19 protein-coding genes and 2 riboswitches are annotated in these 20,686 nt (G+C 29.3%); of the genes, 5 read left to right on the forward strand and 14 right to left on the reverse strand.

Annotation, left to right across the window (positions count from 1 at the left end; all coding sequences use genetic code 11):
- Positions 1–2 precede the first annotated feature (2 nt).
- The 6 genes from purH to purE are packed head-to-tail and all read right to left on the reverse strand — an operon-like array spanning position 3 to position 5,790.
- Entirely contained in the window at positions 3–1,502 is a 1,500-nt protein-coding gene (gene purH / locus EJL03_RS03050) for a bifunctional phosphoribosylaminoimidazolecarboxamide formyltransferase/IMP cyclohydrolase (RefSeq protein WP_125152505.1), read from the reverse strand.
- Complete coding sequence (gene purN / locus EJL03_RS03055) at positions 1,499–2,128, reverse strand: phosphoribosylglycinamide formyltransferase (RefSeq protein ID WP_125152506.1); 630 nt, start codon at positions 2,126–2,128, stop codon at positions 1,499–1,501. Before purN ends, purH begins: the two co-directional genes overlap by 4 nt.
- Before the next feature lie 15 nt (positions 2,129–2,143).
- Entirely contained in the window at positions 2,144–3,139 is a 996-nt protein-coding gene (purM, locus tag EJL03_RS03060) for a phosphoribosylformylglycinamidine cyclo-ligase (protein WP_125152507.1), read from the reverse strand.
- Positions 3,136–4,572 carry an amidophosphoribosyltransferase gene (gene purF / locus EJL03_RS03065; protein ID WP_206427334.1) on the reverse strand — a complete coding sequence of 479 codons (1,437 nt, stop codon included), beginning with the start codon at positions 4,570–4,572 and terminating at the stop codon, positions 3,136–3,138. Before purF ends, purM begins: the two co-directional genes overlap by 4 nt.
- A gap of 31 nt (positions 4,573–4,603) precedes the next feature.
- Positions 4,604–5,311: a phosphoribosylaminoimidazolesuccinocarboxamide synthase gene (purC, locus tag EJL03_RS03070; RefSeq protein ID WP_125152509.1), complete on the reverse strand. Its 708-nt coding sequence runs from the start codon at positions 5,309–5,311 to the stop codon at positions 4,604–4,606.
- On the reverse strand, positions 5,311–5,790 hold the full coding sequence (purE, locus tag EJL03_RS03075; RefSeq protein WP_125152510.1) for a 5-(carboxyamino)imidazole ribonucleotide mutase: 480 nt from the start codon (positions 5,788–5,790) through the stop codon (positions 5,311–5,313). The genes purC and purE overlap by 1 nt, the downstream gene beginning before the upstream one ends.
- A gap of 112 nt (positions 5,791–5,902) precedes the next feature.
- A riboswitch (purine riboswitch) is annotated at positions 5,903–6,004 on the reverse strand.
- Between the two features lie 198 nt (positions 6,005–6,202).
- On the opposite strand from purE, the gene EJL03_RS03080 reads away from it, so the two are divergent.
- Positions 6,203–6,865, forward strand: coding sequence for a hypothetical protein (locus EJL03_RS03080; RefSeq protein ID WP_125152511.1), 663 nt, complete (start codon positions 6,203–6,205; stop codon positions 6,863–6,865).
- Between the two features lie 108 nt (positions 6,866–6,973).
- On the opposite strand, the gene EJL03_RS03085 is transcribed toward EJL03_RS03080, so the two are convergent.
- The 3 genes from EJL03_RS03085 to EJL03_RS03095 all read right to left on the reverse strand — a co-directional run bounded on the left by EJL03_RS03085 (position 6,974) and on the right by EJL03_RS03095 (position 8,598).
- Positions 6,974–7,219: a hypothetical protein gene (locus tag EJL03_RS03085; protein ID WP_125152512.1), complete on the reverse strand. Its 246-nt coding sequence runs from the start codon at positions 7,217–7,219 to the stop codon at positions 6,974–6,976.
- Between the two features lie 75 nt (positions 7,220–7,294).
- On the reverse strand, positions 7,295–7,873 hold the full coding sequence (locus EJL03_RS03090; protein WP_125152513.1) for a YdcF family protein: 579 nt from the start codon (positions 7,871–7,873) through the stop codon (positions 7,295–7,297).
- A 41-nt stretch (positions 7,874–7,914) separates the two neighbouring features.
- Complete coding sequence (locus EJL03_RS03095) at positions 7,915–8,598, reverse strand: Crp/Fnr family transcriptional regulator (RefSeq protein ID WP_125152514.1); 684 nt, start codon at positions 8,596–8,598, stop codon at positions 7,915–7,917.
- Between the two features lie 124 nt (positions 8,599–8,722).
- Between EJL03_RS03095 and EJL03_RS03100 the strand changes: the two genes are divergently transcribed.
- Both EJL03_RS03100 and EJL03_RS03105 read left to right on the forward strand, forming a co-directional pair.
- On the forward strand, positions 8,723–9,433 hold the full coding sequence (locus EJL03_RS03100; RefSeq protein WP_125152515.1) for an ATP-binding protein: 711 nt from the start codon (positions 8,723–8,725) through the stop codon (positions 9,431–9,433).
- A gap of 170 nt (positions 9,434–9,603) precedes the next feature.
- Positions 9,604–10,638 carry a GGDEF domain-containing protein gene (locus EJL03_RS03105; RefSeq protein ID WP_125152516.1) on the forward strand — a complete coding sequence of 345 codons (1,035 nt, stop codon included), beginning with the start codon at positions 9,604–9,606 and terminating at the stop codon, positions 10,636–10,638.
- Positions 10,639–10,714: 76 nt separating this feature from the next.
- Here EJL03_RS03105 and EJL03_RS03110 read toward each other — a convergent pair whose 3' ends face one another.
- From EJL03_RS03110 to EJL03_RS03130, 5 genes are all read right to left on the reverse strand, one after another.
- Positions 10,715–12,157 carry an NCS2 family permease gene (locus EJL03_RS03110; protein WP_125152517.1) on the reverse strand — a complete coding sequence of 481 codons (1,443 nt, stop codon included), beginning with the start codon at positions 12,155–12,157 and terminating at the stop codon, positions 10,715–10,717.
- Between the two features lie 230 nt (positions 12,158–12,387).
- Positions 12,388–13,791, reverse strand: coding sequence for an alanine/glycine:cation symporter family protein (locus EJL03_RS03115; RefSeq protein WP_125152518.1), 1,404 nt, complete (start codon positions 13,789–13,791; stop codon positions 12,388–12,390).
- 100 nt (positions 13,792–13,891) lie between these two features.
- Positions 13,892–13,990: riboswitch (glycine riboswitch) on the reverse strand.
- A 171-nt stretch (positions 13,991–14,161) separates the two neighbouring features.
- Positions 14,162–14,731, reverse strand: coding sequence for an ECF transporter S component (locus tag EJL03_RS03120; protein ID WP_125152519.1), 570 nt, complete (start codon positions 14,729–14,731; stop codon positions 14,162–14,164).
- 166 nt (positions 14,732–14,897) lie between these two features.
- On the reverse strand, positions 14,898–16,367 hold the full coding sequence (locus tag EJL03_RS03125) for a carbon starvation CstA family protein (RefSeq protein ID WP_125152520.1): 1,470 nt from the start codon (positions 16,365–16,367) through the stop codon (positions 14,898–14,900).
- A gap of 181 nt (positions 16,368–16,548) precedes the next feature.
- The gene (locus EJL03_RS03130; RefSeq protein WP_125152521.1) at positions 16,549–18,018 is read right to left on the reverse strand and encodes a carbon starvation CstA family protein; all 1,470 of its coding nucleotides are present in this window, start codon (positions 18,016–18,018) and stop codon (positions 16,549–16,551) included.
- A 204-nt stretch (positions 18,019–18,222) separates the two neighbouring features.
- Here EJL03_RS03130 and EJL03_RS03135 point away from each other — a divergent pair, with 204 nt between their 5' ends.
- Entirely contained in the window at positions 18,223–19,902 is a 1,680-nt protein-coding gene (locus EJL03_RS03135) for a LytS/YhcK type 5TM receptor domain-containing protein (protein ID WP_125152522.1), read from the forward strand.
- Positions 19,899–20,657 carry a LytR/AlgR family response regulator transcription factor gene (locus EJL03_RS03140; protein WP_125152523.1) on the forward strand — a complete coding sequence of 253 codons (759 nt, stop codon included), beginning with the start codon at positions 19,899–19,901 and terminating at the stop codon, positions 20,655–20,657. The genes EJL03_RS03135 and EJL03_RS03140 overlap by 4 nt, the downstream gene beginning before the upstream one ends.
- The last annotated feature ends 29 nt before the right edge of the window (positions 20,658–20,686 follow it).

The raw sequence follows: 20,686 nt of genomic DNA on the forward strand, positions 1-20,686 counted from the left end.
TATTAATGCTTAAAATGTCTTACTCCTGTAAACACCATAGATATTCCATTCTCATCGCAAGCTTTTATAGATTCTTCATCCCTAATAGAACCACCAGGCTGAATTATTCCTCTTATTTTATATTTACATGCTTCCTTTACTACATCTTCAAATGGAAAAAATGCATCAGATGCCATAATAACTCCATCTTTGCCCCTATTTAACGCTTCACATGCTGCCCATATTCTGTTCACTTGTCCTGTGCCAATTCCTATTGCCATACCATTTTTAACCACCACAATTGCATTAGATTTTACATGTTTAACAACCTTCATGGCAAAAATCATCTCTTTTATATCATCTTCTGTAGGATTCTCTTTGGTAACTATATTAATACTATTAAGTAATTTATTGTCTTTAGACTGAACAAGAATTCCACCATCAACTTTATTTATTTCAAATTTATCATTAGATTCTCTATTACATTTTATAATTCTCAAATTCTTCTTTTTCTTAAGAATTTCTATAGCCTCATCCTCAAAATCAGGAGCTATAACAATTTCTAAAAATATTTTTACAATTTCATCTGCTGTATTTTTATCTACTTTATTATTGAAAGCTATAATTCCACCAAAAATAGATGTTTTATCACATTCATAACACTTTTTATATGAATCATACACTGAGTTCCCCATAGCAACGCCACAAGGGGTATTATGTTTTACTGCACAACAAGCAAATTCCTCAAACTCACCTACTACTTTCCATGCTATATCCATATCTTTAATATTATTATAAGAAAGCTCCTTTCCATTAAGCTTTTCAAAATTCTTCATTCCTCCACATTTTGTATTTGATACATAATAAGCTGCACTTTGATGTGGGTTTTCTCCATATCTTAAATTATATAATTTTTTATAACTTAAACTTAAATATTCTGGATAACTATCCTCCAATAAAAACTCACTAATGGCCCCATCATAAGCTGCCATAAGATTAAATACCTTACCTGCTAATTTCCTTCTATAATTAAAATCAACCTCATTATTTAAATTTATTTTTTGTTTTATAATTTCGTAATCATCAATTTCTGTAACTACTATTACATCTTTAAAATTTTTAGCTGCAGCTCTAATCATTGTAGGACCACCTATATCTATAAATTCAACTTTTTCTTGAAAACTTATTTTTTCATTTACTTTATTGAAAAATGGATATAGATTTACTATAACTATGTCTATTGGTGTTATTCCTTTATTATTTATTGTATCCATGTGTTCTTTATTGTCTCTAATAGCTAGGATTCCACCATGTACAGCAGGGTGGAGAGTCTTAACTCTACCATCTAATATCTCATCAAACTTAGTTATTTCAGATACTTCCTTAACTAAAATTCCATTCTCCTTTAAATATTTATAAGTTCCACCAGTAGATAAAATTTCAACCATCCTACTTTCAAGGAACCTGGCCATATCCAATATTCCCCTTTTATCATAAACACTTATTAAAGCCCTTTTTATCAATTTAAACACTCCTTCAATTTAACCTTTTTATCAATAATCTCAACTCTACCTTCCTCTATTAAGTTAATAGCTTCTGAAAGAGCAACATGTTCCTTTAGTGACACCCTATTTTGCAAATCCTCAGCAGTGTCATTAAAATTAACAGGCACTATCTTTTGTAAAATTATAGGGCCATTATCTATTCCCTCATATACAAAGTGCACAGTACATCCTGAAAACTTTACCCCAGAGTCAATAACACTTTTATGCACTTTAATTCCATACATCCCTTTACCACAAAAACATGGGACCAAAGATGGATGTATATTTATTATTTTATTTTTGAATTCTTTAATTAAATCTCCTTTTAATATAGAAAGCCATCCTGCTAAAACTATTAAATCTACCTTATTTTGCAAAGTTTCAAATATTTCCTGAGAAATATTATCCCCATATTTTTCTTTATCTAAAACTTTAGTCTTTATTCCATTTTTCCTTGCTATACTTAACGCATAAGCCTTATGATTATCACTTATTACAATTTCTATTTCACAGTTAAGATTGCCAGCCTTTATATTATCTAAAATAGCCCTAAGATTTGATCCACGCCCCGAGACTAATACAGCTAATTTAAGTTTCTTCTCCATTTGTTTTCCCCCTGATTATTCAAATGTGACAACTTTAGGTCCCTTTTTAACATATCCAATTCTATATGCCTTTTCCCCCATCTGTATTAATTCTCTTATTACATCACTACACTGCTCTTCATCTACACATATTACAAAACCTATACCCATATTAAATGTATTAAACATGTGATTTTTTTCTACCCCTCTGTCCATTAAATACTTAAATATTTTTGGAACAGGAAAACTACTTTCATGAATTACTGCGGTAAAACTTTTACTAAACATTCTTGGTATATTCTCATAAAATCCTCCACCTGTTATATGAGCCATAGCTTTGACATGGAATTTTTCTAATATTTTTGATACAGATTTTACATATATCCTTGTTGGGGTTAAAATTTCTTCACCTATAGTTTTTTCATCAAAAGGTTCATTTAAATCTTCAATAATTTTTCTAACTAAGGAGTAACCATTACTATGTATTCCTGAAGATGCTATTCCTATTAAAACATCTCCGCTTTCTACTCTTTCCCCTGTAATTATCTTTTCTTTTTCTACTGCACCAACTGCAAATCCAGCTATATCATATTTTCCATTTTCATAGAATCCTGGCATTTCCGCAGTTTCTCCGCCAATAAGTGCGCAATCTGCCATGATACATCCTTCACTTACTCCTTTTACTATATCTGCAGCTATTTCGGATTTTAATTTTCCACAAGCTATATAATCTAAAAAAAATAAAGGTTTTGCTCCTTGACATAAAATATCATTTACACACATAGCCACACAGTCTATTCCAATACTATGATATTTTCTCATTTTAAAGGCTATTTCTAATTTGGTTCCTACTCCATCTGTACCAGCTACCAATACTGGATTATTAAACCCTTTAAGTTCAAACATTCCTGCAAAACTACCTATTTTATTTAAAACACCAGGTATATTGGTACTTTCCGTATACTGTTTCATAAGAGATACTGTTTTATAGCCCTCATCAATATTAACTCCACACTCTTTATAAGTTATCATTTAAGCTCCCCCTTATTTTTTTCTAATCTTTCTTTTGCCGATTCTTTAGGCGTAGCTAAAGGATAAATCCCACTAAAACACCCTAGACAAAAACCCCTATCTTTTTTTAAGGATTTTAATAATCCCTGCAAACTTAAGTATCCTACACTATCTGCTCCTATTATATTTTTTATCTCTTCTACACTAAAATTTGCTCCTATTAAATCCTTTCTATAAGGGGTATCTATTCCAAAATAACATGGATATTTAACCATAGGAGAACTTACTCTAAAATGTACTTCCTTTGCCCCTGACTTTTTAAGTATATCCACAAGTTTTTTACTTGTAGTTCCCCTTACTATGGAATCATCTATTATTACAACTCTTTTATTTTCTATATTCACTTTTAAAGGATTTAATTTTATTGAAACTGCCTTTTCTCTTAAACTTTGAGATGGTGAAATGAAAGTTCTTCCCACATATTTATTTTTTATAAGCCCTATTCCATAAGGTATAGAAGATGCCTTTGAATATCCTACTGCAGCAGGTATACCTGAATCTGGAACCCCAATTACTATATCTGCATCTACAGGACATTCTTTGAAAAGCTGTTCCCCTGCAAGTACTCTAGAATTATAAACATTTATTCCATCAATAGTGCTATCTGGCCTAGCAAAATATATATATTCAAAGGCACAAGTGGCACATTTAGTTTTCTCACATATATTTATACTTTTAATTCCCTCATTATCTATTATTACTATCTCTCCTGGTTTTACATCTCTTATAAACTCAGCACCTACATTGTCAAGTGCACAACTTTCTGAACACATAATATAACTATCTTCTAATTTACCAATACATAACGGCCTTATTCCATTTGGATCTCTTACTCCTATAAGTTTATCTTCTGTAAGTATTACTATTGCATAGGATCCTTTTACAGCCTGTACAGCATTTAATACAGCATTTTCTATACCAATTTTAGCTTTCCTTGATATTAAATTTAATATAACCTCTGAATCTATAGAAGTTTGAAATATAGCTCCCCCTTCTTCTAATAATTCCCTTATAACATCCGCATTAACTAAATTTCCATTATGGGCAATTGCTATAGAACCTAATTTATATGTTCCCATAATAGGTTGTGCATTATTTTTATTACTTGATCCTGTAGTTGAATATCTCACATGTCCTATAGCAGATATCCCTTTCATATTATTTATCACTTCAGAATTAAATACTTCACTAACAAGTCCCATATCCTTATGGCAACTTAGTTCTTTACCATCACATACCACTATTCCAGCACTTTCCTGTCCCCTATGCTGCAAAGCGTATAATCCATAATAAGTTATAGCTCCAACTTCCATACTTTTAGGAGAAAATATGGAGAACACTCCACATTCCTCTTTAAACTTGTCCATATCCTCATAAAAACACATATTTTCCATAGCCCTCTCCTTACCCGAATTAATATTAAGACTATTTCTCATTTATCCTATTTAATATTTCAATATAAGCCTCTTTTACATTTCCAAGATCTCTTCTAAATCTATCCTTATCTAGTTTTTCGTTGGTTTTAGCATCCCAAAGTCTACAAGTATCTGGAGAAATTTCATCTGCTAAAAGTATTTGTCCATTAAATCTCCCAAATTCTAACTTAAAATCCACCAATTTTATATTTTGTTTTAGAAAAAATTCCTTTAATATATTATTTATTTTTTTAGTAGTTTTATATATACTGTTTAATTCCTCAAAATTTGTAAGTCCAATAGCAACAGCATGATAATCATTTATAAGTGGATCTCCTAAATCGTCATTTTTATAACTTATTTCAAAAACTGTTGTATTAAGTTTTCTTCCTTCTTCAATTCCCAATCTTTTTGCCATACTACCAGCTGCTATATTTCTAACTATAACTTCCAATGGTATTATTTCTACTTTTTTGCATAATTGTTCTCTATCATTTAACCTTTTCTCAAAATGAGTTTTAACTCCATTTTCTTCTAATAAATTAAATAAGCTAGATGTTATAGAATTATTAAGTACACCTTTTTCTTCAATTTGTCCTTTTTTCACACCATTAAATGCAGTTGCATCATCTTTGTAATAAATAATTACCTTTTCACTATCAGAAGTTTTATATATTTTTTTTGCTTTACCCTCATAAATCATTTCTTTTTTTTCCATTATAAATTCACTCCTTCTTCATTTTCCTTTATAAATCTTTCTTTCATATCTCTTCTATAATTTATTAACTTTTCTTTAATTTGTGGATATTTTAAAGACATTATTTCTATAGCTAACATACCAGCATTATAACTGTTGTTTATCCCTACTGTAGCTACAGGAATTGATTTTGGCATTTGAACTATAGATAAAAGAGAATCCATTCCATTTAATGCTGCATTTATGGGTATTCCTATAACTGGAATAATTGTCTTAGATGCTATTACTCCTGGTAGATGTGCTGCAAGACCTGCTCCCGCTATTATACATTCATAATTTTCATTTTCTAAATAGGTTAAAGTTTCTTCTAGTTTTTCAGGTACTCTGTGTGCTGAAAGTATATAAGTTTTATATTTTATTTCAAATTCCTTTAAAACTTTAGCTGCACCCTTCATTATTTCAGCATCAGATTTACTTCCAAAGATTATTGCTATCCTCATAAAAACCCCTCCCTTATATAAAATATTTATAGAGCAATACTTTTGTTTCATATAGTAAAATAAAAAAGCTAGAGTCTGAGTAAACTCTAGCTTGATAAATAAGATATATCTTATTTACAATCAGATTACCCATAGTGAGAAAATTTAAGGTTTTCTCCTAGAAACTCCCAAACCGTATTATTAGGATTATATGGATTATATGTATCTTATGTATATATAGTAGCATAGTAATTTTATTAAATCAATACATTAATAATTTTTTAATTAAAAATATTCGTATATATACTTATAAAATTATATTTTTATACTTTATTATTCGTATTTTCTATCCTGAAACTATACTCTTTCACAGGTTTATGATAGAATAATTTTATTATAATTATGATGAAATAGTTTAGTAGGAGTTGAGAATATGTTTTTATTTAACAAAAAAGTAGATGAGAAAATTATAAAAGAAATAGAGCGAATAATAGTTGATAATAAATTAGAAATGGATGAATGCTACTTACCTAAAGATGCAACTTTAATATTTTATCTAGGTGGATGTGAGAAATTAGATAGCCTATATAAAAATGAGTTAGAAAATTTCGACTTACCAAACTTATTTAACTATAAAAAAACTTCATTAATAGATTGTTTAAATGAACATGGAAAAGTTAGAAAATCATTTTTTTATGCATTAAATAACATTAAACAAAGTCAAAATTTATTTTATGATGATGCTTTATTAGACTTTTTAAAAGAAAAAGGAAAAATGTTTATTTATAACTACCTAAAAGGTTTTCAAAAATCCGCTGAATATTATAAAAAGAAAATAAGCAAAGGCAAACTCCCTGACTTCAGAGAACTTTTTGTTTGGAAACAAGATGATAAACTACATTTTTTAGACAAATTATTTGTATACCTAGACCCTTTAAAGATAGATATAAACAATATAATATCATATTATCAAGATGAAGATATTGCACGAACAGTACTTGAATATAAAGATGGTGAAACTATAAAAATGCTAAAATTTAATTTGGCCTCTTTTGATATTCTATCTAAAATTATACCTTTTAAAGCTTCTCATTAAATAAAAATTATATACTTATAATTCTTACTATTATAAGTATATAGTAAGATTAAAAAGGGATTTTTTCAAAATAACTTACAACTTATTTTGAAAAAATCCCCTTATATATTAAAGCACCTTTCTTAATTTTTCAAACTCATATTCTTTTATAGACTTAATATTCATTTCATCTCTTACTATTAGTCTTACTACATTCCCCTTTATTTTTAAAACTTTACCTTTGATTTTACTTCCTATTATATTTACTGGTGCACCATAATTAAGCTCTTTAATATTTTCTTCATTACAAAAATTACATTTATCTGTATTTTGTATAACTCTTTTACAATGAACACAATAATAAAGTTTATCCATGATTATCCCTCCAAATAAATTAGTGTACTAACTATATTCTATATTTTGTGAATTTTTCCTTCTAAAATTTGTTTTTTATCGTCTTAAAATATAGAATTTTAGAAGAGCTGGTATTTCCCTTATAAAACCATAGGTTTCATGAGATTTATAAGGAGTTACATATACTCCAGAAAAGGAGGCTTTTATATTAACTTTTTTAGTCATTAAAGATGCTCTTTTTAAATGATAGTTATTTGATACTACTATGGCAGTGTTAAATTTCATATTATCCATTATATCTTTACAGTTATCTAAATTTTCCATAGTTGACGTTGATGCTTCCTCTTTTATTATATTTTTTTCATCCATTCCTTTTTCCATAAGATACCTCCTTACTGCTTCTGCTTCAGATATATTTTCTCCAGGTCCTTTCCCTCCTGATGCTATTATATATTTACCATACCCTTCTTTATAAAGTCTATAAGCCTCATCCGTTCTCCATTTAAGAAATGGACTAGGGGTTTCGCCATAAACACTACAACCGAGTACTACTATACAATCTGATTTCTGTACTTTTGAATTATGTGCAAAATTATATATAGTTAACCCTAATGCTGCAGTTATAATAATTCCTAAACATATTAATGCAGCAATTACCTTCCATATCATCTTCATATCATCACCTTATTTTTCCTTTCATTATTATAATATGTTCACTACACTAATTCGCCTTCTAATTTTCCTTCATTTAGTATTTCTATAATATTTTTATTAAAATCTATAATTCCTTCTTCTTTCATTTTAAGCATCTCTCTTGAAAGCGATGGTCTTGGTATTCCCAAATATTCAGCCATTTCTTTTCTAGAAACATTCAATTTCAAAATACAATTTTGTTGTTTTTTATACTCTTCTAAAATAAAATTACTAACTTTTTCTCTTATGCTATGATAAGATAAGTTTTTTACTTTTCTATTTAACATTAATATTTTATTAGACAAAAGCCCCATAAAATTATTTAAAGCTTTAGAGTCTAAATTAAACAACTTTAAAATTTGGTCTTTAGATATAAACAATATTTCTGATTTTTCAGTAGCTACTATACTAGCTGGATATGTGTTCATATTAGAAAATATAATAACTTCTCCAAAAATTTCTCCTTGATTTAACCTATCTATAGTTATAGCTTTTCCAGAGGCAAATATCTTTTGCACCTCAATTTTTCCATATATAACTATACCAAGACTTGTGCATTCATCTTCCTCAATAGCAATAAACTTAGATTTATTAAAAGTATTTATTTTATATTTTATTTCCTTAAGTAGTTTATCTATTTTTTCTTTATCTATATTTTTAAATATTATACTTTTTTTCAATATATCTATAATATCTTCCTTTTTCATATATAATCTTTCCTTTCTTTAATTTTTATTTTACTATTTTGTAACATTTGTTACATACTTATATAAGTAATTCTAATATAATAAAAACGTAATTTCAATAAACATTAACGTTGGAGGTAAATTTATGATACGTAAAATAATTACTATAGATGAGACCAAATGTAATGGTTGTGAACTATGTGTAAAAGCTTGTCATGAAGATGCTATAGAAATAATAAATGGGAAAGCCAAACTTATAAGTGATGAATACTGTGATGGACTTGGTGACTGTCTTCCTGAATGCCCAACAGGAGCCATTTCTATCATAGAGAGAGAAGCTGAAAAATACAACGAAGATAAAGTATTAAAAAAACAACTAAATAAAAGCTATAATCATAATTCCTGTAAGTGCCCAGGTACACAAACCAAAATTATAAAAAGAGACACTATAAATAAATCAAACTGTATAACAATAAAAGAAAACCATATAAAATCAGAACTTTGCCAATGGCCTATACAATTAAATTTAGTAAACTCTAACGCGTCCTATTTTAAAAACACTAATTTACTTATTGCAGCAGATTGTACAGCCTACTCATATGCTAATTTTCATGAGGATTTTATAAAAAACCATATTACATTAATTGGCTGTCCAAAATTAGATGATAATGATTATTATGAGGAAAAACTAGCTTCAATTCTCCATTCAAACAATATTAAAAGTATTACTGTAGTTAGAATGGAGGTACCTTGTTGTAGTGGAATAGTAACTGCAGTAAAAAATGCTATGTTAAATTCAAAAACTATAGTTTCCTATAGAGAAGTAGTTATATCTACAGACGGAAAACTGGTATAAATATAAAAAAATAACTTCCATACTCTATTATTTATGGAAGTTATTTTTAAATTATTATAAACTTTATCTTATCTATTTAAATCCCTTTGATTTAGTGGTAAAATATGTATACACATTATAAACTTATTAGGTATTGCTGATATAAAGCTATTTCTATTGGGAGGTTTCTTATGTTAGGGTATATTACAGAAGTAATACCACAGGATATGATTATAAATACATTAGAGGAAAAAGAAAATTTTTTCAAAGATTCTCTTCATTATGATAAAATAGTTAATTTCCTAGTGGAAGGATTTGCTTTGCATCAAATTTTATTAGACGATACTGGTATACCATATGACTTTAAGTTTATTAAAGTAAATCATAGCTTTCAAAGACTTACTAATATAAAAAGTAAAGATATTTTAAATAAATCTTTTAAAAGTATATTTCCTGGATGTATAGATTTATGGATAAATATATTTAGTAGAGTAGCTTTAGATGGGAAAATTATTTCTTATGAAACATATTCTTATAAAATAAAAAAATACTTTAAAATTCTTGCCTTCAGCCCTAAAAAGGGGAAATTCATTACCCTATTTTCAGAATTTATACCGGATCAGTCTAACCATAAAACTAGTTGCAAGAATAATATTAAAAAAGAGAATAACTGGAAATTCATGGCTTATCACGATCCTTTAACTGCCCTTCCTAATAGAAGACTTTTGGTTCATCATTTAAATAGAGAGTTTATATTACAAGAAAAACAAAACTCTACTTTTGCTATAATGTTTATAGATATTGACAATTTTAAAATTATAAATGATACCTTGGGTCATCATGCAGGTGACTGTATTTTAAAGGAATTTTCAAATAGGTTAAAATCCATTATAAAATATAATGATAAAGTTTTTAGATTAGGTGGTGATGAATTTGTACTTTTCATAAAAATAAATACTGGACTAGACACCATAATAACTACTATAAAAAAACTAACCCGATCATTACATATTCCTTTTAAATTTGAAAACAAAGAAATATTTCTTACTTTAAGCGTAGGAATAAGCTTATATCCCGAGGATGGTAAAGATATAGATTCTCTTTTAAAAAATGCAGATACCGCAATGTATAAAGCTAAAGAGCAATGTGGTATATGCTTTAAATTTTATAATTATTTACTAGCCCAATCTTATTTAAATATGATAAATAAAAAAGCTGTTGATTAATCTAAATTGCTCCCTGTCTACTTGACAGGGAGCAATTCATACTCCTAAACATCCTAATAATTCATTATATAATATTTTATTTAGGAAGTATAGTAAATCGAATAATAAATAGTGTAGCTAATACATAAACTATAGGGTGTACTTCCTTTCCTCTTCCTGTTACTAATTTAACTATTGGGTAAAATATAATTCCTGATGCTATACCATTTGCTATACTATAACTAAAAGGCATAATCGCAATAGTAAAAAATGCTGGTAAAGCTTCTGTAAAATCGTTAAAATCAATTTTAGTTACCGATCCCATCATTAATACTCCAACAATTATAAGTGCTGGTGCTGTAGCCTGAGCTGGAACTATTCCAACAAGCCCTGTAAAGAACATTGCAAGTAAAAATAAGATTCCTGTTACTACAGATGTTAGTCCAGTTCTTCCCCCTTCTGAAATTCCAGCAGTTGATTCTACATAAGTTGTAACTGTACTTGTTCCTAGTACAGATCCCATAGTTGTAGCAACTGCATCTGCCATAAGTGCTTTATTTAAATTTTTCACTCGGCCATTTTCATCTACCATATTAGCTTTATGTGCTGTTCCAACTAATGTTCCTATAGTATCAAACATATCTACTAAACTAAAAGAAATTACTACCATCATTACATTTAATAATGCTCCTAAGATACCCGTACCACCTTTAGTCAATAATCCACCTAAATCAAGTTTCATAAATGTTGGTGCTAAAGAAGGTGGTGCACTAATAATTTGAGTTAACGGTATTAATTTTGTTATTCCTAAAGGAATACCTATTATAGTAGTTAAGAGTATTCCTATAAGTATTGAACCTTTAACTCCTCTAGACATAAGCATTGCTGTTATAGCTATACCTATTAAAGTAAGTACTGTACTTGGATTTGTAAATTCTCCAAAACTAACTAATGTTTCTGGATTTGATACAATTATTCCCCCGCTTTTAAAACCGATTAAAGCTATAAATAATCCTATCCCCGCAGAAATAGCAAATTTTAAATTTAAAGGTATTGAGTCAACTATTTTTTCTCTTATAGAAGTTAGTGTAATTATTATAAATAATATACCTGATATAAATACTGCCGCTAACCCTTGTTGCCAAGTATATCCCAATGTTAAACATACACTAAAAGTGAAAAACGCATTAAGTCCCATACCTGGAGCCTGTGCAAAAGGCAAATTTGCATAGAATCCCATTATAAAGGTTCCTATAGCTGCTGAGATACATGTTGCCGCAAATACTGCTGCCACTACGCTATCATTTAATGCATTTATACCTGCATTAACAGCCGCTTCTCCTAGTAACCCCTTAGTATTCATACCAGCTTGCATAAGTATTCCTGGATTTACAAATATAACATATGCCATTGTAATAAAAATAGTAATACCTGCAATTACCTCAGTTCTTACATTGGTATTATTCTCTGATAATTTAAAAAATGAATCCAAAAATGTTTTTTTTTCATTATTTACCTTTGTCTCTTTTAACTGTTCCACTCCCCAAACCTCCTAAACAACATTCATACCATAACGAACATTGTTACGTATTTTACATATTAATATTAGCATTTAAAAGAAGTTAAGTCAATATGTTTTTATACTTTTAATCAAAATTATTCGTTATTTTTCCTTCATATATTCTTTTGATCAATATAACGTTCGTAATGATACGTATGTTGTTGCAAAACAAAAGATAACTTTATAACAATAAAGCTATCTTTTGTTTTTTATCTTGATGCCACCTGCTTAAGAGACTCTTCCTCTTCTTTTTTGTCATTTTTCATATTATTAAAATACATTCTAGTTTCATTTACTACTATACCGCTTAATCCCACAAGTGCTATTAAATTTGGTATAGCCATCAATCCATTAACTATATCCGCAATAATCCATATTATATCTAATTTTAATATAGAAAGTCCTCCAACAGCAACTATTCCAATAAATATATATCTATATATTTTTATTCCCTTCACTCCAAATAAGTATTCAGTACATCTTTCTCCATAATAATTCCATCCTAAAATTGTAGTAAAAGCGAAAAATAAAAGTCCTATCGTTATTATAAATTTCCCTACAAAAGGTAATGGTATCCCTTGAAGAAATGCTGAATTTGTCATAGCTGCTCCTTCTAAATCTGAACTCCACGCCCCTGTAATTACTAAAGTTAAGCCCGTCATAGTACAAATAACTATAGTATCTATAAATGTTCCTGTCATGGATATTAAACCTTGCCTTACACAAGATTTTGTTTTTGCAGCAGCTGCAGCTATTGGTGCACTTCCAAGTCCTGATTCATTAGAAAATACTCCTCTTGCTACACCATTTTTCACTGCCTGCTTAACTGTTGCCCCTAAAAAACCACCTATTGCAGCCGTAGGAGTAAAAGCGCTTTTAATAATTAAAGATAATGCCGCTGGCACTGCTTTTACATTTGCAAGTAATACAATTAATGAAGCTACCACATATAATATAGCCATAAAAGGAACTATTTTTTCCGCAACCTTTGCTATTGATTTTATTCCTCCTAATGTAACCCCAGCTACTAATACAGTTATCACCACTCCCGAAGCAATAAATGGTACTCCATAAGAATCCTTTAAAGAATCTGATATAGCATTAATTTGAGCGAAAGTTCCTATTCCAAAATAAGCTACACCTATTCCAAATATAGCAAATAATTTAGCAAGCCATTTAACTCCAAGACCTTTTTCTATATAATACATAGGGCCACCTGACATTTGTCCATTTTTATCTACTACTCTGTATTTAACAGCAAGAAGCCCCTCTGCATATTTAGTAGCCATTCCAAAGAAAGCAGCTATCCACATCCAAAACAACGCCCCTGGTCCACCGGATTTAATTGCCGTAGCCACCCCAACAATATTACCTGTTCCTATAGTTGCCGCCAAAGCAGTGCATAGAGCCTGAAAGCTTGTTACATCTCCCTCTCCTTGGCTGTCACTATCCTCTTTTGAAAAAAGATATTTAAATGCTAATGGAAGCTTTCTAATCTGAAGTACTCCAAGACGTACAGTTAAATATATTCCCGTACCAACTAGTAAGACTAGTAATGGGACCCCCCATACTAAATCATCGATTTTTTTAAAGATTTGAATTATAATTTCCATTTTCCATCCTCCTATTATCTTATTTTTGGACAGAGGATGAATATAAACATGAGAAATAAATAGAGGTCTAGCCAAAAAAATAGCAGACCTCTGGATTACACGTCTATTCTCTGTCCTTTTACCTGAGAGTTTCATTGGAATGGAATATTCCAACTTGCTCCTTCGGTGCTCATTTAAGAGTCTCTCCAGAGTTTCGTCCAATAACAGTCCTCCCCATAAATATGGTACCTGAAAGATTAACATCTTCGGTGGGCTAAAAGCCTCTCTCCTATTACCTTCATCCGAACCACTTATTAAATTATTTATGATTATATCACTAATAATTTACATATGCAATAGATTTTATTAAATAATTCATATTCAAAATAATCTATATTTTGTCAAAATAATTCCTTAGCCCTTTTATTAATGGTAGTGCTAATACTATACCCACTAGTACTTCAATAATATTGCCTGGTATCTCTACCAATGAAATTATTAAACTTTCTTGAAATGTAGCAACCTTTACATATATAAATCTAGTTATAGCTGCATTAGCTAAATAATATGCAACAACCATCCAAATTCCTGCCATAATAAACGCAAAAATATTGTTCCATAAATTGTTCCCGTTATAATTCTTTCTATATGCTATATATGCTGCAACATACGCCATACTTCCTTTTATAATTAATGTAAAAGGTGCCCATACAAAATATCCTCCCAATATATCCGCCATACACATTCCAAAAGCTGCAGCAACAGCCCCCCTTTTTTTACCAAGTAAAATTGCAGATATAAATACCATACTATCTCCTAAATGAGTATATCCAATAAGCGTTGGTATCCTTATTGTCATAGTTACCATACAAGTAACAGCTATAAGTAAAGCTATTTGAACGATTTGTAAGGTTTTACTTTTCCCAGGCAATTTGTTTTCCACTTTAATCCCCCATCTCATTATTATTTATATATCACTTACTATTATAAATAATAATTTAAACTTCTCAAATGTATGGATACATTTTAATTTCTAAACTATGTATTAACCCCCTCCAAAGAGACTATTTTAAGTTACGCTAAAAATAGTCTTTTTCATTTTAAAATATACTATTAACTTATCTATACTAAGCCTTATTGGACTTTATTTCTAGATTACTTTGTCTTTTTCTTATATTTATTAAAAATAAAATTAGTGCACTTATTGCGCCAATTATACCTACTAGATATCCTATAGATGTAGATAATTTAAACCCTTCTGGTGCTACAATTATATATGTTACGCTAACAGCTGTCATAAATATCGCAGGTATCGTAGCAATCCAGTGTGATTTACTTTTTTCTACTAAATACATAGCAGATGCCCAAAGAACCACTGTGGCTAATGCCTGGTTAGACCAGCCAAAGTATCTCCATACTATGTTAAAGTCTATCATAGTTAAAGCATAGCCTATAACAAACAAAGGTATACTTATAATTAATCTATTTTTAATTTTATCTTGTTTATAATTTACAGAATCTGCTATAGTAAGTCTAGCACTTCTAAAAGCTGTATCACCGGAGGTTATGGGACAAGCTATAACGCCAAGAATGGCAAGAGCTCCACCAACTTTACCTAATAATGAACTACATATAATGTTTACTGCCCAAGCTGCATTACTTCCGTTAGATATCATAGCTTCATTTAATTTTCCTACTCCATTAACACCATTTGGACCTGCAAAAAAACTCATGGCTGCTGCTGCCCATATCAAAGCTACTATACCCTCCGCCACCATAGAACCATAAAATATTCTTCTTCCTTGCTTTTCATTAGTTATACATCTTGCCATTAGTGGTGATTGAGTTGAATGAAATCCTGAAATTGCTCCACATGCTATAGTTACAAATAATACAGGGAATAAAGGAGTACTAAATGGATTATGGTGCATATTATAAAGATTTGATGGCACAACTTCTGGTATTGGATAACCATCTATAATTAATTTTGCCCCTACTCCTAAAGCCATTACTAGCAAACAAATACCAAATATGGGATATACCTTTCCTATTAATTTATCTACAGGAAGTAGTGTTGCAAGTATATAATATGCAAATATTATATATAGCCAAAAATTTTTATCTAAATTTTTAGGAGTCAGTGTTGCAAGTAATCCTGCTGGACCTGTCACAAAAACTACTCCCACTAAGATTAATAAAATAACAGAAAATACCCTCATAAACTTTTTAAATCCCTCTCCAAGATATTTTCCTACAACTTCTGGAACACTAGCTCCATCATGTCTTACAGATAGCATTCCTGAAAAATAATCATGTACTCCCCCAGCAAATATGCATCCAAAAACAATCCATACAAATGCTGCTGGACCAAACATTGCTCCAAGTATAGCTCCAAATATAGGCCCTAAACCTGCTATATTTAAGAATTGAATTAAAAATATTTTCCACTCTGGCATTGGTACATAATCCACACCATCTTCAAGTCTTATGGCAGGAGTTTTTATATTTTCATCTGCACCAAAGGACCTTTCTACAACTTTTCCATAAATAAAATAACCTACTATTAAAGCTATTAAAGAAATAATAAATGATACCATTGAAACCCCTCCTTATAATATAAATCATCAATATTCGACTTAATTATAATAATATTTAAAAACATATCCTAGATTTTTTTTGTGAATGGAAAAAACTATAGGTTAAGCTGCATAATATAAGGGGTAAAAAACAAAAAGATATATTTCAAAAGAAGTATTGAAATATATCTTTTTAATACTATTAAATGCTTTTCTGGTTATTAACATTTTCAATCCTTTTTTTCTTTGTTTTATTTAAAAATAACATTAGAATAATTGCTGCACCTATTATTCCTACTGGATAACCAACCCCAGTAGACATTTTCAGTCCTTCCGGAGCAACTATTATATAAGTAATACTAACTATTGTCATAAATACTGCTGGTACTGTGGCAATCCAATGAGATTTATTATTTTCAACCAAATACATAGCAGATGCCCAAAGTACAACTGTAGCTAACGCCTGGTTAGACCAACCAAAATATCTCCAGATAACATTAAAATCTATCCTAGTTAATATAAAACCTACCACAAATAGAGGCATACTTATTAATAATCTATTTCTCATCTTATCTTGTTTATATTTTACTGAATCTGCTATAGTAAGTCTCGCACTTCTAAATGCAGTATCACCTGAGGTTATTGGACAAGCTACAACTCCAAGTATAGCAAGTGCTCCTCCAACTTTACCCAACAAGGAATTACATATTGCGCTTACTGCCCAAGCAGCATTATTACCATTAAATACCATAGCCTCATTTAATTTTCCCACTCCATTTACACCATTTGGTCCTGCAAAAAAGCTCATGGCTGCCGCTGCCCATATTAATGCTACTATCCCCTCAGCTATCATAGATCCATAAAATATTCTCCTTCCTTGCTTTTCGCTAGTTATACATCTTGCCATAAGCGGTGATTGAGTTGAATGGAATCCCGAAATAGCCCCACAGGCAATAGTTACAAATAGTACGGGAAATAATGGAGTTTTAAGTGGGTTATTATGCATATTATAAAGATTTGATGGTACAATTTCTGGTATTGGATATCCATCTATTATTAACTTTCCTCCTACTCCTAAAGCCATTATAAGTAAACAAACTCCAAATACAGGATATATTTTACCTATTAATTTATCTACTGGAAGTAATGTTGCAAGTATATAATATGCAAATATTATATATAGCCAAAAATTCTTATCAAAATTCTTAGGAGTTAATGTTGCAAGTAATCCTGCTGGACCTGTCACAAAAACTACTCCAACTAAAATTAGCAGTATAACTGAAAATACCCTCATGAATTTTTTAAATCCATCTCCTAGATATTTTCCTACAACTTCAGGAACACTTGCACCATCATGTCTTACAGATAACATTCCTGAAAAATAATCATGTACTCCCCCTGCAAATATACAACCAAAAACAATCCATAAGAAAGCTGCTGGCCCAAACATTGCTCCAAGGATGGCTCCAAATATAGGTCCCAAGCCTGCTATGTTTAAAAATTGTATTAAGAAAATCTTCCATTCTGGCATAGGAACATAATCTACACCATCTTTAAGCCTTATGGCAGGAGTTTTTATACTTTCATCTGCACCAAAGGATTTTTCTACAATTTTTCCATAAATAAAATATCCTAAAACTAATGCTATTAAAGAAATAATAAATGATACCATACTCATACCCCCTAAAATAATAACTTAGTTATATATTATTAATAATTCTGACTATTGTGAACAAAATAACTGTCAAAGGAAATTTTTCCAGGTTTAACTGCATAATATAGGGGCTGAATGAATAAATTATGTATACTAATATTTTCACATTTTATGTATAATAAAATATAAATACTATTTACATTTTATTTAAGGAGTCTTTTTATGATTTATATTCAATTATTAGAAAGTATGTCTTTAATAGCATTAGCAGCATATATATACAATCAATCCACAATCTCAAAAAAACTATTTTATAAAAATTACAATACCCCTGCTAATAAACTAGGAATTATATTTTTCTTTACAGTTCTTTCAATAATAGGCACTTATACTGGAGTTAATATAAATCCTATTTCCGCATCAAAAAATAATGTTTTTATAAGCTCTTATGCTATAGCTAATACCCGCCCTATAGGTGCCATTACAGCTGGATATATAGGAGGTCCAGCTATAGGTATAATTGTTGGTTCCTTAGCTGGTTTTCATAGACTATCAATAGGAGGGTTTACCGCTTTAGCTTGTGGTATATCTACAATAGTAGAAGGTCTATGTGGAGGCATAGCCCATGAAATTGGTAAAAAAAAGCATTTGGATTCTAAATTAGGTTTTATAGCCGCAGTTATAGCAGAAATTTTACAAATGATTATCATTTTAGCATTCTCAACTCCATTTAATGATGCCTTTGAACTAGAAAAACTTATCGCCTTTCCAATGATAATAATAAATTCATTAGGTGTAGTTATTTTTATAAATATAACTAATAATGCATTTGATCAATACAATAGAATAAGTGCTCTCCAAGCCCAAAAAGCTCTGATCATAGCAGAACAAACCTTAAATTATTTAAAAAAAGGTTTTAATAAAACTATAGCAGAGAATGTAGCCAAAATTATCTATGATAATAACAATTACAAAACTGTTTTTATTGCAGATAAAGAAAAAATTCTTTGTTATTGTGGTGAAATAATAGATATTAATAAACTAAACTTTAGTATCAAGCCATATTATAAATTTGCAGATTATAGAATAATTTCATACAAAAATGAAACTAATAATAGAGATAATTTATTTTTTTGCATACCAATTTTTGATGAGAATAATTTAGAAATGATAGTTGGTCTAAAAGTAAAATCTGAAAGGCAAATAGATTATTATTTTACATTATTCGCCAAGCAATTAAGCAGTCTTTTATCTACTCAAATGCAAATATATAAACTAAATAAAATAGCACACGAAGCGTGTATTGCTGAATATAAAGCTTTAAGGTCTCAAATTCACCCTCATTTTCTTTTTAATGCACTAAATACTATTTCCTCCTTTTGCCGTACCAATCCATCAAAAGCTAGAGAACTTATAATAGACTTGTCTAACTACTTTAGACAAACATTGAAAAGAGAAGAGGATTTCGTTACAATTAAAGAAGAATTTGAGTTTTTACGTTCTTATCTCTCAATAGAAAATGCTCGTTTTGGAGAAAGGCTAAATGTTAAAACTAATATACCAAAAAACTTACTTAATTATAAAGTCCCTGTATTTATTCTTCAGCCAATAATTGAAAATTCTATAAAACATGGAATTTTGCCTAAACCTAGTGGAGGTGCTATAAATATCGATATATCATTAAAACATGAGGAACTATTTTTTTCTATAAAAGATGATGGGGTAGGTTTTAACGCTTGTTTATCAACTAAAACTCCTTCTACTTCAACTGGAATAGGTCTTAAAAATGTAAATGAAAGACTTAAACTATTATATGGAGAAAAACATTTTTTAAAAATAAAGAGTATTCCAGGTAAAGGTACAATAGTAAGTTTCTCTATACCAAAGGAGGCTAATCTATGAATAATATAAGTTGTGTAATAATCGAAGATGAAATTCCTGCTACAGAAGAGTTAAAATATATTTTAACACAGTATGAGTTTATAAAAATAGTAGGTATTGCTTATGATGGTGAAAGTGGGTTAAACTTAATAAAAAAAACAAACCCTAATGCAGTGTTTTTAGATATAAATATCCCACTTAAAAATGGATTAGAGCTTTCTAAAGATATAAAAATTTTCAATAATGATATAGATATTATATTTGTAACAGCCTACGAAAACCACGCTCTCAAAGCCTTTGAATTAGCTGCACTTGATTATATTTTAAAACCCTTTGATGATGAAAGAATTAATAATACAATAAATCGTTTATATGAAAAGCATAAAGAATTAGATATTCCAAATGTAATAGACGAAATAATAACTAAATTAGATAATAAACAAAGTAATAATATTAATAAAATTCCTTGTGAATATCATGGAAAAATAATTCTAGTACCTATTGAAGACATATATTTTTGTTATACAGAAAACGAAAAAGTTTATGTAAAAACTAAATTTAAAAAATACTTAACTACTTATACCATGAATAAACTTCAAAATAAATATAACTTCTTTAGATCTCATAGAAGTTATGTTGTAAATCTAGATAACATAAAAGAATTATTTTCTTGGTTTAATGGTACTTATAAATTAGTAATGAATGATGATGAAAATTCAGAAGTTCCTATAAGTAGAAATAATGTAAAAAAACTTAAAAATTTATTAGGATTATAAATTTCATATAAAACTTAAAGTAAATTTCT

The sequence above is a fragment of the Clostridium rectalis genome (genome assembly GCF_900626095.1).
In the GTDB taxonomy this organism is placed as follows: Bacteria; Bacillota; Clostridia; order Clostridiales; family Clostridiaceae; genus Clostridium_AS; species Clostridium_AS rectalis.

Bases quoted from the DNA above. Each gene is read 5' to 3' on its own strand.
- purN (WP_125152506.1), bottom strand. From the start codon at position 2,128: ATGGAGAAGAAACTTAAATTAGCTGTATTAGTCTCGGGGCGTGGATCA.
- purM (WP_125152507.1), bottom strand. From the start codon at position 3,139: ATGATAACTTATAAAGAGTGTGGAGTTAATATTGATGAGGGCTATAAA.
- purF (WP_206427334.1), bottom strand. From the start codon at position 4,572: ATGGAAAATATGTGTTTTTATGAGGATATGGACAAGTTTAAAGAGGAA.
- purC (WP_125152509.1), bottom strand. From the start codon at position 5,311: ATGGAAAAAAAAGAAATGATTTATGAGGGTAAAGCAAAAAAAATATAT.
- purE (WP_125152510.1), bottom strand. From the start codon at position 5,790: ATGAGGATAGCAATAATCTTTGGAAGTAAATCTGATGCTGAAATAATG.
- EJL03_RS03080 (WP_125152511.1), top strand. From the start codon at position 6,203: ATGTTTTTATTTAACAAAAAAGTAGATGAGAAAATTATAAAAGAAATA.
- EJL03_RS03085 (WP_125152512.1), bottom strand. From the start codon at position 7,219: ATGGATAAACTTTATTATTGTGTTCATTGTAAAAGAGTTATACAAAAT.
- EJL03_RS03090 (WP_125152513.1), bottom strand. From the start codon at position 7,873: ATGAAGATGATATGGAAGGTAATTGCTGCATTAATATGTTTAGGAATT.
- EJL03_RS03095 (WP_125152514.1), bottom strand. From the start codon at position 8,598: ATGAAAAAGGAAGATATTATAGATATATTGAAAAAAAGTATAATATTT.
- EJL03_RS03100 (WP_125152515.1), top strand. From the start codon at position 8,723: ATGATACGTAAAATAATTACTATAGATGAGACCAAATGTAATGGTTGT.
- EJL03_RS03105 (WP_125152516.1), top strand. From the start codon at position 9,604: ATGTTAGGGTATATTACAGAAGTAATACCACAGGATATGATTATAAAT.
- EJL03_RS03115 (WP_125152518.1), bottom strand. From the start codon at position 13,791: ATGGAAATTATAATTCAAATCTTTAAAAAAATCGATGATTTAGTATGG.
- EJL03_RS03120 (WP_125152519.1), bottom strand. From the start codon at position 14,731: ATGAGATGGGGGATTAAAGTGGAAAACAAATTGCCTGGGAAAAGTAAA.
- EJL03_RS03125 (WP_125152520.1), bottom strand. From the start codon at position 16,367: ATGGTATCATTTATTATTTCTTTAATAGCTTTAATAGTAGGTTATTTT.
- EJL03_RS03130 (WP_125152521.1), bottom strand. From the start codon at position 18,018: ATGGTATCATTTATTATTTCTTTAATAGCATTAGTTTTAGGATATTTT.
- EJL03_RS03135 (WP_125152522.1), top strand. From the start codon at position 18,223: ATGATTTATATTCAATTATTAGAAAGTATGTCTTTAATAGCATTAGCA.
- EJL03_RS03140 (WP_125152523.1), top strand. From the start codon at position 19,899: ATGAATAATATAAGTTGTGTAATAATCGAAGATGAAATTCCTGCTACA.